General features: G+C 68.6%; 15 protein-coding genes. All 15 read right to left on the minus strand.

The features are described 5' to 3' along the window. Positions 1 to 44: 44 nt before the first annotated feature. Complete coding sequence (locus H7J93_RS27205) at positions 45 to 371, minus strand: phage holin family protein (protein WP_267309396.1); 327 nt, start codon at positions 369 to 371, stop codon at positions 45 to 47. A gap of 47 nt (positions 372 to 418) precedes the next feature. Next, positions 419 to 1,228: a DivIVA-like cell division protein Wag31 gene (gene wag31, locus H7J93_RS27210; RefSeq protein WP_267309397.1), complete on the minus strand. Its 810-nt coding sequence runs from the start codon at positions 1,226 to 1,228 to the stop codon at positions 419 to 421. A 238-nt stretch (positions 1,229 to 1,466) separates the two neighbouring features. After that, complete coding sequence (locus H7J93_RS27215) at positions 1,467 to 1,757, minus strand: YggT family protein (RefSeq protein ID WP_267309398.1); 291 nt, start codon at positions 1,755 to 1,757, stop codon at positions 1,467 to 1,469. A 136-nt stretch (positions 1,758 to 1,893) separates the two neighbouring features. Beyond that, positions 1,894 to 2,538 (minus strand): cell division protein SepF, encoded by a 645-nt coding sequence (locus H7J93_RS27220; RefSeq protein ID WP_267309399.1) that lies wholly within the window; start codon positions 2,536 to 2,538, stop codon positions 1,894 to 1,896. Between the two features lie 61 nt (positions 2,539 to 2,599). Continuing rightward, positions 2,600 to 3,349, minus strand: coding sequence for a YggS family pyridoxal phosphate-dependent enzyme (locus tag H7J93_RS27225; RefSeq protein ID WP_267309400.1), 750 nt, complete (start codon positions 3,347 to 3,349; stop codon positions 2,600 to 2,602). Beyond that, positions 3,346 to 4,053 (minus strand): peptidoglycan editing factor PgeF, encoded by a 708-nt coding sequence (gene pgeF, locus H7J93_RS27230; protein ID WP_267309401.1) that lies wholly within the window; start codon positions 4,051 to 4,053, stop codon positions 3,346 to 3,348. The genes H7J93_RS27225 and pgeF overlap by 4 nt, the downstream gene beginning before the upstream one ends. Positions 4,054 to 4,075: 22 nt before the next feature. Further along, entirely contained in the window at positions 4,076 to 5,209 is a 1,134-nt protein-coding gene (gene ftsZ, locus H7J93_RS27235; protein ID WP_267309402.1) for a cell division protein FtsZ, read from the minus strand. 177 nt (positions 5,210 to 5,386) lie between these two features. Then, on the minus strand, positions 5,387 to 6,400 hold the full coding sequence (locus tag H7J93_RS27240) for a cell division protein FtsQ/DivIB (protein ID WP_267309403.1): 1,014 nt from the start codon (positions 6,398 to 6,400) through the stop codon (positions 5,387 to 5,389). Beyond that, complete coding sequence (murC, locus tag H7J93_RS27245) at positions 6,397 to 7,812, minus strand: UDP-N-acetylmuramate--L-alanine ligase (protein WP_276022515.1); 1,416 nt, start codon at positions 7,810 to 7,812, stop codon at positions 6,397 to 6,399. Before murC ends, H7J93_RS27240 begins: the two co-directional genes overlap by 4 nt. Before the next feature lie 38 nt (positions 7,813 to 7,850). Beyond that, entirely contained in the window at positions 7,851 to 9,011 is a 1,161-nt protein-coding gene (gene murG / locus H7J93_RS27250) for an undecaprenyldiphospho-muramoylpentapeptide beta-N-acetylglucosaminyltransferase (RefSeq protein WP_267309405.1), read from the minus strand. After that, the gene (ftsW, locus tag H7J93_RS27255; RefSeq protein WP_267309406.1) at positions 9,008 to 10,543 is read right to left on the minus strand and encodes a putative lipid II flippase FtsW; all 1,536 of its coding nucleotides are present in this window, start codon (positions 10,541 to 10,543) and stop codon (positions 9,008 to 9,010) included. The genes murG and ftsW overlap by 4 nt, the downstream gene beginning before the upstream one ends. 4 nt (positions 10,544 to 10,547) lie before the next feature. Continuing rightward, a complete protein-coding gene (gene murD, locus H7J93_RS27260; protein ID WP_267309407.1) occupies positions 10,548 to 11,966 on the minus strand; it encodes a UDP-N-acetylmuramoyl-L-alanine--D-glutamate ligase in 1,419 nt (472 codons plus the stop codon). 1 nt (position 11,967) lies between these two features. After that, complete coding sequence (mraY, locus tag H7J93_RS27265; protein WP_267309408.1) at positions 11,968 to 13,047, minus strand: phospho-N-acetylmuramoyl-pentapeptide-transferase; 1,080 nt, start codon at positions 13,045 to 13,047, stop codon at positions 11,968 to 11,970. Further along, the gene (locus H7J93_RS27270; RefSeq protein ID WP_267309409.1) at positions 13,044 to 14,540 is read right to left on the minus strand and encodes a UDP-N-acetylmuramoyl-tripeptide--D-alanyl-D-alanine ligase; all 1,497 of its coding nucleotides are present in this window, start codon (positions 14,538 to 14,540) and stop codon (positions 13,044 to 13,046) included. The genes mraY and H7J93_RS27270 overlap by 4 nt, the downstream gene beginning before the upstream one ends. Further along, positions 14,537 to 16,069, minus strand: coding sequence for a UDP-N-acetylmuramoyl-L-alanyl-D-glutamate--2,6-diaminopimelate ligase (locus H7J93_RS27275; RefSeq protein WP_267309410.1), 1,533 nt, complete (start codon positions 16,067 to 16,069; stop codon positions 14,537 to 14,539). The genes H7J93_RS27270 and H7J93_RS27275 overlap by 4 nt, the downstream gene beginning before the upstream one ends. Positions 16,070 to 16,104 lie beyond the last annotated feature (35 nt).

Here is a 16,104-nt window from a genome sequence, read left to right on the forward strand (position 1 = left end):
TGCTATCGCGACGAAGTTCGCGAATTGCTCGCGACGCCAACGGTTTAGCGATTGGTGTCGTCGCTGGAGATGTCGTCGGCCTGCTGGACGACCGTCGTCTCGGCCTCGTAATCGGGCTCCGACTCGGCCACCGGCTCCTCGGGGTATTCCTCGTCGAACTCCGCGACCTGGTCGCCCTCGGGGTCTGCCGGACCTTCACGCTCTTCCGGTTCTTTCCTCGACCGGTCGCGTATCGCATCGACGATCAGCAGCACCACGCCGATGACGCTCGCCGCGATACATACCCACGCGATCAACTCATTGCTGGTGACGACAGCGGTCACCAACGCGGCAAGACCGATGACGGCGAGCACAAGAGCAACGATCAACATCGGTCAACCCCGGAGTCGTTGGGACGCGGACTAGTAAACGTAAGTGTCTAGTTGTTGCCGCGGTTGAACTGGTTGAAACCGCCGGCATCGCTGTTGGCGCCGGAATCCACCGGGGCGGCTGAGCCGCGCTGGCCCAGTTCCTCGAGCTGCGATTCCAGGTAGGTCTTCAGGCGCGTCCGGTACTCCCGCTCGAAGGTGCGCAGCTGTTCGAGGCGACCTTCCAGCACCGTGCGCTGCTGGTTGATGGTGCCCATGATCTCGGAATGCTTGCGCTCGGCATCGGCCTGCAGGGCGTCGGCCTTCTCCTGCGCCTGCCGCAGCTGGGTTTCCGAGCGGGTCTGCGCGTCGGCCAGCATGGCGTCGGCGCGCTGACGTGCCTCGGCGACCGTGGTCTCCGCGGTCTGCTTGGCCTCGCTGACCAGGGTATCGGCCTGGGCGCGGGCGTCGGCGAGCATCTTGTCGGACTCGGCCTTGGCGGTTTCGGTCAGTCGGTCGGCGGTGTCCTGAGCCAGGGCCAGCACGCGTGCCGCCTTGATCGCCTGATCTTCGTTGGCCGACGGGCTCGCGGGCGCCTCATAGGCAGGCTGCGGGGTCGGCTCGGGGGTGGGCGCGGGTGTCGGGGCGGCCTCGTATTGCGGTGCGGCCTGCGCCGTCTGGCCACCGCCACCTGCAGCGGCGAGCTCCTGGTCCAGTTCGGCGACGCGCTGACGGAGGTCGGCGTTCTCCTCGATGAGGCGGGTCAGCTCGTTCTCAACCAGATCGAGGAAGGCGTCGACCTCGTCCTCGTTGTAGCCGCGCTTGCCAATGGGTGGCTTGCTGAACGCAACGTTGTGAACGTCGGCTGGTGTGAGCGGCATTGTCTGCCCCCTTGGAGTCTGGACCGTAAACCGATCTCAAAGTGTAAAGCCTCGCTGGAACGTAACTGGCGTCCATCCTGTCACACCAGACCCTGCGGTTGCGGAAGAGCCCAATAATTAAGAGCGAATTTCAATGTCGGCGATCGCGGTTGTGCGATTCAACGGACGAATATCGACGGCGGCAAACCCGCCGGTCGGCCAGTCGTCAACCAAAGAATTCGCGACCGACGGACGGTTCTCAGACCGCCGCGCCGAAGGCCAATTGCATACCGATGAACGCCACCAGCAGCAGCACCATGATGGACAGGTCGAACCGGACGGCACCTATCGTGAGCTGCGGGATCAGCCGACGCAGCAGCTTCACCGGCGGGTCTGTCACGGTCATGATCAATTCCAGGATCACGACCGTCGCGCCCTTGGGCTGCCAGTCACGGGAGAACGAGCGGATGAACTCGACCACGACGCGGGCAATCAACAGCAGCCAGAAGACGAACAGGGCGAAGCCCAGGATGTCGAAGAAGAGCGCCAACTAAGCCGACCTCACTACCCGTGTGACATTGGATACAGGCACCAACCCGACCCCGAAAGCCAGGCGCTGGCGCGCGCCGCCAGCCTACCTGGCACGTTCACGGACGGCGCCGGGGCTAATCGGCGCCGGCGGTCAGCTATTGATACGCGTAAAAACCGGCTTCGGCGATACGGCGACGTTCCTCGGCCGTGACATCGATATCGGCGGGTGACAACAGGAAGACTTTGGTGGCGACCTTGTCGAACGAGCCGCGCAGCGCGAACGCCAGCCCGGCCGCGAAGTCGACCAGCCGCTTGGCGTCGGCGTTGTCCATGGTCACCAGATCCATGATGACCGGGGTGCCGTCGCGGAACCGCTCCCCGATGGTGCGCGCCTCGCTGTAGTCCTTGGGACGCAGCGTGGTGATCTTGGACAGCGGGCTGCCGGCCTCGAAGAGCTCCGCCATCCGCCGCGGATCCATCGCAAGTGCGCCACGGGTCGAGCCACGCAGTGCGCCCAGCCGCGACGACGCCCGCTCGAACTCACGCGGACCGCGCAGCCTGCCCTCGAAGCGGTCCTCGTCGCGATAACCACCGCGGTAGCCGGGACCGTCGTCGTATTCGCGGTCGTCGTAACCGCGTGCGTAACCGTCGCCCTCGAACCGGTCGTCGAACCGGTCCTCTCGCGAGCGGCGGGAGTAGCCGCGTGCGGGGCTGCGATCGTCGTCTTCGTAGTACTCGTCCTCGTAGTCATCCATCGGCGCCATACCGAAATACGCCTTGACCTTGTGGAGTGTGCTCATCGCTCGACCCTTCTACCTGTCGCTCTGGTGTCTGTGATGATGATGTGACTGGAGTGACTACTCATGGTGACGTTAGAGGACGTTGTCCCAATAGCGCGGTACCGACACGCACACACGTCGAGCCGTGTTTCACCGCCACCTCGAGATCGCCGGACATGCCTGCGGACAATTCCAGGCGCTGCTCATAGTCCCGCTGGACCCTCGCGAGCTCGGACTGCAAACGCGCGAAGGCCGCATCGGGGTCCGCTCCCAACGGCGGAATGGCCATCAGCCCAACGAACTCCACACCCGCGCAGGCGTCGGCGGCGGCGCACACCTCGTCGACGGCTCCGGGGTCGCCGATGTCCACACCCCCGCGCTTCGGGTCTCCGTCGAGGCTGACCTGTATATAGATGCGAAGCGGCGCGGTCCGGTGACCGTCGTCGAGCGCTTGTGTCGCAGCGCGGTCGAGCGCTTCGATGATGCGCACGCTGTCGACGGAGTGCGCGGCGTACGCCCATCCGGCTATCGAGCGCGCCTTATTGCGCTGGATCCGCCCGACCATGTGCCAGCGAATGGGGGCGCCACCCACAAGATTGGCGACTTCCGCCGCTTTATTCACCGCTTCCTGCTCGCGTGATTCGCCAAAAGAGTCGCAACCCAATTGGTGCAGAATTGCCACATCGGTGGCCGGGAAGAATTTGGTAATCGGAAGTAATTCGATTTCGTCGGAATTGCGTCCGGCGGCCTCCGCCGCCGCGGCCAGCCGCGTCCGGATCGCGCTCAGCGCATCGGCCAATTCCACTTCGCGAGTCGCCACAGCGCTGGTCATTCCATCCACACCAGGGACGCCAGCCGACCCGTCGGCGCATCACGGCGGTGACTGAACAGATTGCGGTCCTCCACCGTGCAGCGCGGGTCGATGTCGATCGCGGTGATTCCCAAATCCGTTAGTTGCCTTGCGATCCCGGCCCGCAGATCCAGAGCGGGGGTCTTCTTGGCAGTCGTGGTCCGGCTGCCCGGCAGGGTGGCCTCCACCTCCTCTGCCATCGCCGCGGGAACCTCGTAGTTGCGTCCACTCGCCGACGGCCCGAGCAACACCGAGATGTCCTCGACGTGTGCGCCGACGTCGAGCATCGCCTCGACCGTGCGCAGCACGACACCGTTCTGCGCCCCCACGCGTCCCGCGTGCGCGGCGCCGACCACTCCTGCGCGCGCGTCGCCGAGCAACACGGGGACACAATCCGCGGTCACCACCGCCAAGGCCAACCGCGGCGTGGTGGTGACCAATGCGTCGGCCTGGTCGACGGGCGCATCCGGGTGTTCGTCCACGACGACGACCCGGTCGCCATGCACCTGGTTCATCCACACCACACCGTTGTCCCCCAGCCCGATCGCGGCGGCCAGCCGCTTGCGATTGGCGGCCACCGCGGCGGGATCGTCGCCGACGTGGTCGCCGAGGTTGAAGGTGTCGAACGGCGGTGCGGACACGCCACCGGCGCGGGTTGTGGTCACGCGGCGAATACGAACCGTCACGTCCGCCAGTATCGCTGCGATGTCAGTGGCGCATGAAAGGCGGCACATCGACGTCGTCGTCGTCGTCCCCGCCGATGCTCACCGTCGCGCCATTGGTGTGCACGGGCACACTGACGGCGTCGGCCGGCTCGAACAGCTGTGAGGTCACCTTGCCCGCCGATCCCGCGGCGATCGTCTGACCCGAGCTGACCACCGGCTTGCGCCCCGGCCCGGCGGAGTCGAATCCCGCGGCGATCACGGTGACGCGAACCTCGTCGCCCAGCGAGTCGTCGATGACGGTGCCGAAGATGATGTTGGCTTCGGCGTGGGCTGCCTCCTGGACCAGCGAGGCTGCCTCGTTGATCTCGAACAGCCCGAGGTCGCTGCCGCCGGCCACCGACAGCAGCACGCCCTGTGCGCCCTCCATCGAGGCCTCGAGCAGCGGCGAGTTGATCGCGATCTCGGCGGCCTTGAGTGCACGGCCGTCGCCACGCGCCGACCCGATGCCCATCAATGCGGTGCCCGCCCCGCTCATCACGCCCTTGACGTCGGCGAAGTCGACGTTGATCAGACCAGGCGTGGTGATCAGGTCGGTGATGCCCTGCACGCCGTTCAGCAGTACCTCGTCGGCGCTGCGGAAGGCATCCATCAACGACACCGCGGCGTCACCCATCTGCAGCAGCCGGTCGTTGGGGATGACGATCAGGGTGTCGCAGCTCTCGCGCAGCGCGACGATGCCGGCCTCGGCCTGGTTGCTTCGGCGCTTGCCCTCGAAGGAGAACGGCCGCGTGACCACGCCGACCGTCAGCGCACCGAGCTTGCGCGCGATCGTCGCGACCACGGGCGCACCACCGGTGCCGGTGCCGCCGCCCTCGCCTGCGGTGACGAACACCATGTCGGCGCCGCGCAGCAGCTCTTCGATGTCGTCCTTGGCGTCCTCGGCGGCTTTACGCCCGACCTCCGGGTCGGCGCCGGCGCCGAGGCCACGCGTGGAGTCGCGGCCGACGTCGAGCTTGACGTCGGCATCGCTCATCAACAGCGCCTGCGCGTCGGTGTTGATGGCGATGAACTCGACGCCTTTCAGGCCCTGCTCGATCATCCGGTTGACGGCGTTGACGCCGCCGCCTCCGATGCCGACGACCTTGATCACGGCGAGGTAGTTATGCGGGGGGGTCATCGGATCGCCCTTTCCTCCCAGGTTGGCTGTCGACACGCGGAACGCCTTGGCAAACTCTCAACCTCAACCAGAGGGTTATAGTTATGTCAAGTTGTTCCGCGCAACCAGAACGGTAGGGTGCGCCCGCGGGTGATCCGTGCAGGCGCGCCGACACGCACGCAAAGATTTCTCGCGGATTTATTTCACTGTCGGCAGGTCCGGACTCGAGACGTCGTACGTCTTGCCCGGCTGAGTGAGTAGCGCCGCGAGCTTCAGCGCCTTCTCCTCGGTGCGGTCGGTGGTCCCCCAGATCACCTGGCGACCGTCGGTGAGCTGCAGGGTGATCCCGGCGACCGAGGGCGCGTCGACGCGGGCGACCTGGGCGGCCACCTCCGGACGCAACGACGTCATGACCTCCAGCGCCGCCTTCGTGGGCGGATCGTTGGGTCCGGGATTAGTGGTATCGAGGTACGGGACACCGGGCGGCGGCGGAGCGACTGCGAAATCCACGCCGTCGCGGTCGAACAGATGCGGTCCGTCGGGATAGTCCTTGACCACCACCGGCACCCGTTCGACGACGGTGACCCGCAAGGTGGATGGGTATTCGCGCTGGACCCGCACGCTGGCGACGCGCCGGATCGCGGCCACCCGCTCAGCGACCGTGTCCGTGTCGACCTGCAGCAGCGGCGTTCCCGGCGCAACGGCCACCGCGTTGGTGACCTCCTCCTGCGTCAGGACGCCCAGCCCGACGACGACGATGTTGCGCGCCGACATGATCGGCGTGAAATAAAGCAGCAGGCCCAGCCCGACGACGATCACGCTGATCAACGCCGACCACATGAGCGCCTTGAGGCCTCGAACCGCGCCGCGCCCAAGCTTTTTCGTGTCGTCGGTGCCGGTGGCGCGGCGCTTGGCGGCGCGCCGGGCCTCTTCGATCGCCATGGCACGGGCCTGGGCGGCGCGGCGTTCCTCGCGCTCGCGGCGGGCGCGGCGTCGGGGTCCCTCGAAGTCGGTTTCCGCGGCGGGCGTCTGTGCCTCTGGCGTCTGTGTCTCCGAAGCCTGTGTCTCCGAAGCCTCGGCGGCACCGTCGGCGTCGGCGGGCGTGACGTCGTCGGCCGCCGCGTCTGAAGTCACGGCCGACTCGGGTGATTCGGCCGCGTCAGTGGGCTGGCCGGGCACGGCAGGCTGGGTGGGCCCGTTCGGGTCCGTCATCCCGGCACCGCCCCTTGTCCGCCGGGCGCACCGCGGTTGGCCCTGACCCGCAGTGCCGTGAGGATTTCCGGGCCGAGCATGGTGACGTCGCCCGCTCCCATGGTGACGACGACATCGCCCGGCCGAACCGCTTCGGCGACGCGTTCGGGGACCGCCGAGAAGTCCGGAATATAGGTGACGGGCACGGTGACGTGTTCGGCGATGATCGCGCCGCTCACCCCGGCCATCGGTTGTTCGCGGGCCGCGTAGACGTCGAGCACGAACACCTCATCGGCCTCGTCCAGCGCCAGCGCGAAGTCCTTCGCGAAAGCCTTTGTGCGCGAGTACAAGTGGGGCTGAAACACCACGATCGAGCGACCCGTGCCGCCCACCACCGACCGCAATGTGTTCAGGTTGGCACGGACCTCGGTCGGGTGGTGCGCGTAGTCGTCGAAGACACGCGCACCGTTCACGGTGCCGACGAGCTCCATCCGTCTGCGCACCCCTTCGAAGCCGGCCAGGCCGTCGAGCACGGCGTCGACCGGGGCCCCGGCGTTCACCGCGGCCAGCAACGCACCCAGCGCATTGAGCGCCATGTGCCTACCGGGCACGGCCAGTCGCATCACCCACGGCTGCGGATCCCCCGCCAATCGCACGTGCGCGACGGCACCGGTGTCGTGCTGTTCCCAGCTCAACAGGGTCGCGTCGGTTGCCACGGCAGGGTCGCTGCCGTAACGCAGCACCCGGATGCCGAGCGCCTCGGTGCGGTCGGCGAGCGCGGCTCCGCCGGAGTCGTCGACGCACACCACAAGGGCGCCACCGGGTTTGATGCGCTCGACGAAGTCGTCGAACACCGCGCGGTAGGCCTCCACGGTGCCGAAGAAATCGAGATGGTCGGCCTCGACGTTGGTCACCACCGCGATGTCGGGGCTGTACTCCAGCAGCGAGCCGTCGCTCTCGTCGGCCTCCGCGACGAAACAGTCGCCGCTGCCGTGATGGGCGTTGGTGCCTGCCTCGCCGAGGTCCCCGCCGACCGCGAACGACGGATCGAATCCACAGTGCTGCAGGGCGACGATGAGCATCGAGGTCGTCGTCGTCTTGCCGTGGGTACCGGTCACCATCAGCGTGGTGTGCCCGGCCATCAACTTGGCGAGCACCACCGGACGCAGGATCACCGGGATGCCTCGCCGACGCGCCTCGACCAGTTCGGGATTCGTCTTGGGGATGGCGGCATGCGTGGTGATGACGGCCGTCGGCCCGCCAGGGAGCAGGTCCAGCGAGGACTCGTCGTGCCCGATGCGGATCGACGCGCCGCGCGCCTGCAGCGCCACCACACCGCGCGACTCCTTGGCATCCGATCCGGACACCATGGCACCGCGGTCCAGCAGGATGCGAGCGATTCCCGACATACCCGCTCCCCCGATGCCGACCATGTGCACCCGCTGCAGTTCGTCGGGCAATGGCTTTGAGTTCACCGCAAGCTCTTTCGGGTCGATGCGCGGGCGACGTCGAGGGCGACCTCGGCCACTTTCTGTGCGGCGTCGCGATGGCCGGCCAGCGCGGCGGCCGCCGTCATCGCCTGCAGTCGCCCTGGCGTGGTGAGCAATTCGGTGACGGTGTCGGCGACGAACTGCGGCGACAGGTCCGCGTCGTCGACGAGGACGCCGCCGCCCGCGTTCACGACGGGCAGAGCGTTGAGTCGCTGCTCTCCGTTGCCGATCGGCAGCGGCACATACACCGCAGGCAGTCCGACCGCCGACACCTCGGCGACCGTCATGGCGCCGGATCGGCAGATCGCGAGATCGGCTGCCGCATAAGCGAGATCCATCCGGTCCAGGTAGGGAACCGCGACGTACGGCGGATCACCGTCGACAGGGTCGCGCAAGTCGAGGGTGTTCTTCGGGCCGTGGGCGTGCAGGACGGAGATACCGGCCACGGCAAGGTCTTTGGCGGCAGCCGATACCGCACGGTTGAGCGACTGCGCACCTTGCGAACCGCCGAACACCAGCAGCACCTTGGCGTCGTCGGCGAACCCGAAGTGAGCGCGTGCCTCGGCACGCAGCGCCGCGCGGTCCAGCGACGTGATCGCGGCACGCACCGGGACCCCGACCACCTCGACGTCGCGCAGACCCGGATTGGGCACCGCGGACAGCACCCGCTGCGCCGAGCGGGCACCAACCTTGTTGGCCCACCCCGCGCTGGCGTTGGCCTCGTGGATCACGACCGGCACGGACCTGCGCCGTGTCAGCCCGCGACGGGCGGCCAGGTAGGCGGGCAGCGCGACGTAGCCGCCGAACCCGATGACGACGTCGGCGTCGACGTCGTCGAGGACCGCGCGCGTCTGACGCACCGCCTTCCGTACGCGCATCGGCAGCCGGGCGAGGTCGGCGGACGGTTTGCGCGGAAGCGGGACCGGGGTGATCAGTTCCAGGTGGTAACCGCGTTCGGGGACGAGCCGGGTTTCCAGGCCGCGCTCGGTGCCCAGCGCGGTGATCCGCACGTCAGGGTCGATCGCGCGCAGGGCGTCGGCCACCGCCATCGCCGGTTCGACATGGCCTGCCGTCCCACCGCCCGCGAGCACCACGGATATCCCCCGCTCCTGCCCCCGAGGGTCCGATCCCGTGCGTTTCACCCGTAACGCTGACCTTCCAGTGTGCGAACCCGTCGGCCTCTCCGATCATGGCCGTCTCCATGATGCCTTGGGGCTCGCACGGCCCTGCCGGCCGTAGCGGTTTGGCGCCGGTTCTCCCCGGCGGGCTTGCGGGCGGTCCTGGCGGTTCGCGACGCCGGACGCGGGCGCGGTTCCTTCTTGGCGCCCTGCGCACGCGCCTTGCCCTTCGCGCCGCGCGCGCCCATCCGGTCACGCAACGCCTCGGTGCGGCTCGGCACGTAAGGCGCCGGTAGCGGCAGTCGCAGCAGCCTGTTGACCTTGTCGTCGCGGCCTGCCCGCAGTGCGGCCACCGCCTCGGGTTCGTGGCGCGCCGCATTGGCCATGATCCCGACCATCAAAAGCGTTGTCGCTGTTGATGTTCCACCAGCCGAGATGAGAGGCAGCTGCAGACCGGTCACCGGCAACAGGCCGACGACATAGCCGACGTTGATGAACACCTGCCCCATCACCCACAGGGTCGCGGTCGCGGTCAGCAGGCGCAGGAAGGGATCCGCCGAGCGACGCGCGATCCGCATGCCGGTGTAGGCGAACAGCCCGAACAGACACAGCAGGCCCGCGGCCCCGACGAACCCGAGCTCCTCACCGATGATGGCGAAGATGAAGTCGTTGTGGGCGTTGGGCAGGTAGTTCCACTTGGCGGTGCCCTGGCCGAGTCCGTCGCCGAAGAAACCGCCGTTGGCCAGCGCGAAACGCGCCTGTCGGGCCTGGTAACCCGACCCCTGGGTGTCCGCACCCGGGTTCAGCCACGACATCACCCGGTCGGACCGGTAGCCCTCGGCCATGGCCAGCGCCGCCGCCGAGAACATGATCGCCAGCAGTGAAGAGATGAACACCCGCAGGGGCAGGCCGGCATACCAGAGCAGGCCGAGCAGGATGATGCCCAACGACACGGTCTGCCCGAGGTCGGGCTGGGCGACGATGAGCGCGAGGGCGACGACCGCCGCAGGCACCAGCGGGATCAACATCTCGCGCAGCGAGGCGCGCTCCATGCGCCGCGAGGCCAGCAGGTGCGCACCCCAGATCAGGAACGCGATCTTGGCCAGTTCCGACGGCTGCATCGAGAAGCCACTGATGACGAACCAACCGCGAGAGCCGTTGGCCACCTTGCCGATTCCCGGGATCAACACCAGGATCAGCAGGATGACCGTGATGGCGAATCCGGTGAACGCCAGGGTGCGCATCAACTGAATCGGCATCCGCATCGCGACGTAGAACGCGAACAGACCGACGACGGTCCACAGCACCTGCCTGGCGAACACCATCCACGGCGACCCGTCGGTGTCATAGGAGTAGACGCCGGACGCGGAGAGCACCATCGTCAAGCCCAGGATCACCAGCAGCGTCGCCACCGCGATGATGAGGTGGAACGACGTCATCGGCCTGCCGAGCCAGGCGCCGAACCGGGTACGGGGACCCTTCTCGGCCGCCGCATCCTGCGACGGTGTCGCGTCACCCGTCCTGCGGAGCCGCAATCGGGTCAGGATGTTGCTCATTGGCCTACCGCGACAGAGCGCGCACGGCGGCGGCAAACGCGTCACCGCGGTGGCCGTAGCCGCTGAACTGGTCGAAGGATGCCCCGGCCGGTGCCAGCAGGACGGTGTCCCCAGGTCGGGCGAGACCGGACGCGGCCTCGATGACGGCCGTCATCACCGCCTCGCCAGTCACACCAGTCTCATCTTTCCCATGCACCCCAAAATCCTCCCCCGTCACAGGCTCAACGACGGGGACATCCGGGGCGTGTCGCGATAACGCGTTCGCGATCTGTGCCCGGTCGCGGCCGATCAGCACCGCTCCGACCAGCCGGTTCGCCACCGTGGCCACGAGTTCGTCGACCGAGGCGCCCTTGAGCATCCCGCCCGCGATCCACACCACGCGCGGATATGCGCCGATCGACGCCTGCGCGGCGTGCGGGTTGGTGGCCTTGGAATCGTCGACGTAGGTCACCCCGTCGTGGACGCCGACGACCTCGGCGCGGTGGCGGCCCACCTGGAATCCGGCGAGCGCGTCCGCGATCGACGCGGGCGGCACACCCACGGTGCGAGCCAGTGCCGCTGCGGCCAGGGCGTCGAGCACGCCGACCGGCCCGGCAACCGGAATGGATGCGGTGGCGGCCAGCGGTACCCGTTCGCCGAAGGCGTTGTCGACGAGCATCCCGTCGACCACCCCGAGCTCGCCCGCCGCCGGTTCGCCCAGCCGGAAGCCGACCTTCACCGGGGCCGCGGCGGATTCCAGCAGCCCCGAGGCGACGGGGTCGTCCAGGCCCACCACCGCGACGCGGCCCTGGAGCACGCGGGCCTTGGTGCCGGCATACGCCGCCATGCTGCCGTGCCAGTCCAGGTGATCCTCGGCGACATTGAGGACGACACCCGCTTCCGGCCGCAGCGACGGCGCCCAGTGCAGTTGGAAGCTGGACAGCTCGACGGCCAACACATCGGACGGTTCGCCGAGCACGTCGATGACGGGATTGCCGATGTTGCCGCACAGCACCGCACGGTGTCCCCCGGCGACCAACATGGCGTGCAGCATCGACGTCGTGGTGGTCTTGCCGTTGGTTCCGGTCACGACGAGCCACTTCCGCGGCGGCCCGAACCGGCCGGAACTGTCCAGCCGCCAAGCCAATTCGACATCGCCCCAGATCGGCACCCCCGCATCGGCGGCGGCGGCCAGCACCGGTGCCGTCGGCGGGAATCCGGGGCTCGTCACCACGAGGGCGTAGTCGGCGATGGTCGCCTGCGCCTCGGCGACGGTGACCACCGACGCCGGGGTGATCAGACGCTGCAGCGCCAGCGGATCGTCGTCGCAGATGGTCAGCCGCACCCCGGTCGGCTCCAGCACCGCGCTCACCGATCGCCCGGTGATGCCCGCGCCGGTCACCAGCACGCGCGCCCCAGGCGTCAGCAGATCCAGGTCGCTCACGTCAGGCGCCGACGGTGGTGAGCCACTCGCTGTAGAACAGTGCGACACCGAGTCCGCAGGCGATCGCGGTCAACAGCCAGAAGCGGATGATGACTGTGGTTTCCGCCCACCCCACCAGTTCGAAATGGTGATGGAACGGCGCCATCCGGAACACCCGGCGCCCGGTCGTGCGGAACGCCAGGATCTGCACGACCACCGAGGTGACCTCCGCGACGAACAGTGCGCCGAGCACGACGGCGAGCATCTCGGTGCGGCTGGTCACCGAAAGCCCGGCGATGATGCCGCCGAGCGCGAGCGATCCGGTGTCGCCCATGAAGATCTTGGCGGGCGCGGCGTTCCACCACAGGAAGCCGATGCAGGCGCCGGCCGTCGCCGCCGCGACGATCGCGAGGTCCAAGGGGTCGCGCACGTTGTAGCAGCCCAGTCCGGGACTGATCGCACACGCGTTGCGGAACTGCCAGAACGTGATCAGCACGTAGGCAGCACACACCATCGCCATCGCGCCTGCGGCGAGCCCGTCCAGGCCGTCGGTGAAGTTCACCGCGTTGGACCACGCGTAGATCATGGTGACGCAGAACAGGATGAACAGCACGGGCGGCAAGGTGACCGTGGCGATCTCACGCACGTACGAGAGGTCCGCGCTGCCCGGAGTCAGCCCGTCGCTGTTGCGGAACTGCAGCGCGAGCACGCCGAACATCACCGCGGCGGCCAAAATACCGACGGTCTTCGCCGTCTTGTTCAAACCGAGGTTGCGCGCCCGTCGGATCTTGATCAGGTCGTCGACGAAGCCCACGGTGCCGAGTGCGGTCGCCAGTCCCAGCACGAGCAGGCCGGACGCGGACGGGCCCTTACCGTCGATGACCACCCCCACCAGGTGGGTGACCAGGTAGGACGCCCAGATGCCCGCCACGATGGCCACGCCGCCCATCGACGGTGTGCCGCGCTTCTTGTGGTGGCTCGGCGGCCCGTCCTCGCGGATCTCGTGACCGAAGCCCTGCCGGGTGAACAGCCGGATCAGCACGGGGGTGAGCAGGATCGAAACCGTCAGGGCGATGCCGACGGCGATGAGGATCTGCCTCATGCGGTGGCATCCCCACTATCGGCGATCAGGGCATCCGCGAGCGCACCCAGCCCGGCCGCGTTGGAGCCTTTGACCAGCACCACGTCGCCGGCCTGCAGCTCCGCGCGGAGCAGTGCCAACGCAGCGTCGGCGTCGGGGACCATGGTGGACTCAGAGCCCCACGACCCCTCCATCACCGCGCCGTGGTGCATGGCGCTCATAGCCCTCCCCGTTCCGATGACGATCAGTCGTGACACATCTAATCGCACGGCCAGTCGCCCGATGCTGTCATGTTCCGATATCGCGTCGTCACCGAGTTCAGCCATCTCGCCCAGCACCGCCCAGCTGCGGCGTTCGGACGCGCCGCTCCGACTAATCCACGCCAGCGCCTTGAGTCCGGCGCGCATCGAGTCGGGGTTGGCGTTGTAGGCGTCGTTGACGATCGTGACCCCGTCGGCGCGGGTGGCGACCTGCATGCGGTGTTTGGACGCCGGACCGGCCGCGGCGAGCGCGGCGGCGACCTGTTCGAGCGTCGCGCCGCATTCCAGTGCCACGGCCGCCGCACACAGCGCGTTGGACACCTGATGGTCGCCGTGCACGGCCAGTGTGACGTCGACCTGCTTGCCTCCGGCGTGCAGCGTGAACCGCGGCCGGGCCAGCTCGTCGAGTGTCACGGCGTCGGCCCACACATCGACCTGGGCACCGGGTTCCCGGGACACCCGCACAACGCGCGCCGCGGTCGCATCGGCCATCGCGGCGACCGCAGTGTCGTCGACGTTGAGAATCACCGCGCCCGATGACGGGACCGATTGGGGCAGTTCGGCTTTCGTCGCCGCGATCGCCTCACGGGAACCGAACTCGCCGAGGTGCGCGGTGCCGACGTTGAGCACGACCGCGATCGACGGCGGTGCGATCGCGGCCAGCGCTGCGATGTTGCCGCGGTGCCTTGCCGACATCTCCAGCACCAGAAAGTCGGTGGCCTCGGTGGCCCGCAACACCGTCCAGGGATGGCCGAGTTCGTTGTTGAACGAGCCCGGCGGCGCGATGACCTCACCGAGCGGGGTGAGCACCGCGGCGATCAAGTCCTTGGTCGAGGTCTTGCCCGACGATCCGGTGACACCGACGATCGTCAGCCCGCCGTCCACGAGCTTCGCGGCGACGGCGCCGGCGAGGCGCGCCAGTGCCGCCAGCACCGCCGCGCCGGACCCGTCGACGTCGTGTTCGAGGACGCTGGCGCTCGTGTCGCCTGCCGAGGGCTCGACGACGATCGCGGGCACCCCGACCGGCCACGCGGCCAGCACCGCGACGGCTCCCTGGTCGATCGCCGCGGCCGCGAAGTCGTGTCCGTCGGAGCGGGCGCCCGGCAGCGCGAGGAACAGTCCACCGGGGCCGACGGCGCGCGAGTCGAACTCGACGGTCCCGGTGACCCGGGTGGCGGCGGCCTTTTCGGCGCTGATGTCGGCGAGGCGTCCCCCGACGATGTCGGCGATCTCGGCGATGCTCAGGTCGATCACGTGCGACGACCCAACGCCTCGAGCGCCGCGGCCAGCTCGTCGCGGTCGTCGAACGGTCGCGTCACGCCGTCGCTGGTCTGTCCCGGCTCATGGCCCTTCCCCGCCACGAGCACGACGTCTCCTGGTTGCGCCCAGGCGACCGCGTAGTCGATGGCCTCGCGCCGGTCACCGATCTCGATGACCTCTGCGGCGGTGTCCGCCGCGCCCGCGAGGATCGCAGCGCGGATCGCGGCGGGCTCCTCGTCACGGGGGTTGTCGTCGGTGACCACGACGAGGTCGGCCAGTTCGGCCGCGACCCGGCCCATCGGTTCGCGCTTGCCCGCGTCGCGGTTGCCGCCTGCGCCGAACACCACGGCCAGCCGCCCGGAACTCTGCTCGCGCAGCGTCTGCAGCACCGCTTTCAGGGCGCCGGGCTTGTGCGCGTAGTCGACCAGTGCGAGAAACGGCTGCCCGCGGTCGACGGGTTCCAGGCGCCCAGGAACGGTCGCGGTGCGCAGCCCCGGCGCGGCCTGTTCCGGCGACACCCCTACGGCGTCCAGCAGCGCCACGGCCAGCAGGCAGTTGGCGACGTTGTACCGGCCGGGCAGGGCGATCCTCAGTCCGTGGTGCACCCCCGCGGGATCGACGGCGAAGAACTCCTGGGCCGCCTCGGCGCCTGCGCCGACCGCGCGCACCTGCTCCACCCGCCAGTCGGCGGCTCGCCCGGTCGTGCTCACCGTCACCGGCTCGGCGGCGAGCGCGGCGATCGCCTGGCCCGCCTCGTCATCGATACACACCGCCGAAACGCTTGCATGCGTTGCCGATTCGGGGTCGAACAGCTGCGCCTTGGCGTTGAAGTAGTCCTGCATCGTCGGATGGAAATCGAGATGGTCGCGCGACAGATTGGTGAATCCGCCCACCGCGAACCGCACTCCGTCCACGCGGCCCAGTGTCAGCGCGTGGCTCGACACCTCCATGACGACGGTGTCGACGCCCTGCTCGACCATCACAGCGAGCAGCGCCTGCAGATCGGGCGCCTCCGGTGTGGTCAGCGCACTGGGCTGATCGCGGCCGTCGATGCGGATGCCGACCGTGCCCACGAGCCCGGGCTGGCGCTCGGCCGAACGCAGCCCCGCCTCAACGAGATATGTGGTGGTCGTCTTGCCCGACGTTCCGGTGACGCCGATGACGCGCAGCTTGTCCGAAGGATGCCCGTAGACCGTGGCGGCCAACTCGCCCAGGACCGACCGCGGTGCCGGGTGGACGAGCACCGGCACATCGATGTCGTCCCCGATCTCCGCGACCCCTGCGGCATCGGTGAGGATCGCGACCGCCCCGCACGAGACGGCCTCACCGGCGTGGCGGGCGCCGTGGGACGCCGAACCGGGCAAGGCGGCGAACAGATCGCCTGCCGCGACGTCCTGGCTGCGCAGCGTCACCCCGGTGATCCGGATATCGGGAAGCCGCACACCCTTGGCCGGCACCGCGGCCACCTGCTCGGCGAGCAGAGCGAGCGCGCTGCCCTCGGGGTGGCTGGGACGCAGATTCATGGCGTCAACACGTTACCGGCCCGGCGCCCGGCCCA

The organism is Mycobacterium barrassiae (assembly GCF_025822765.1).
GTDB classification, from domain to species: domain Bacteria; phylum Actinomycetota; class Actinomycetes; order Mycobacteriales; family Mycobacteriaceae; genus Mycobacterium; species Mycobacterium barrassiae.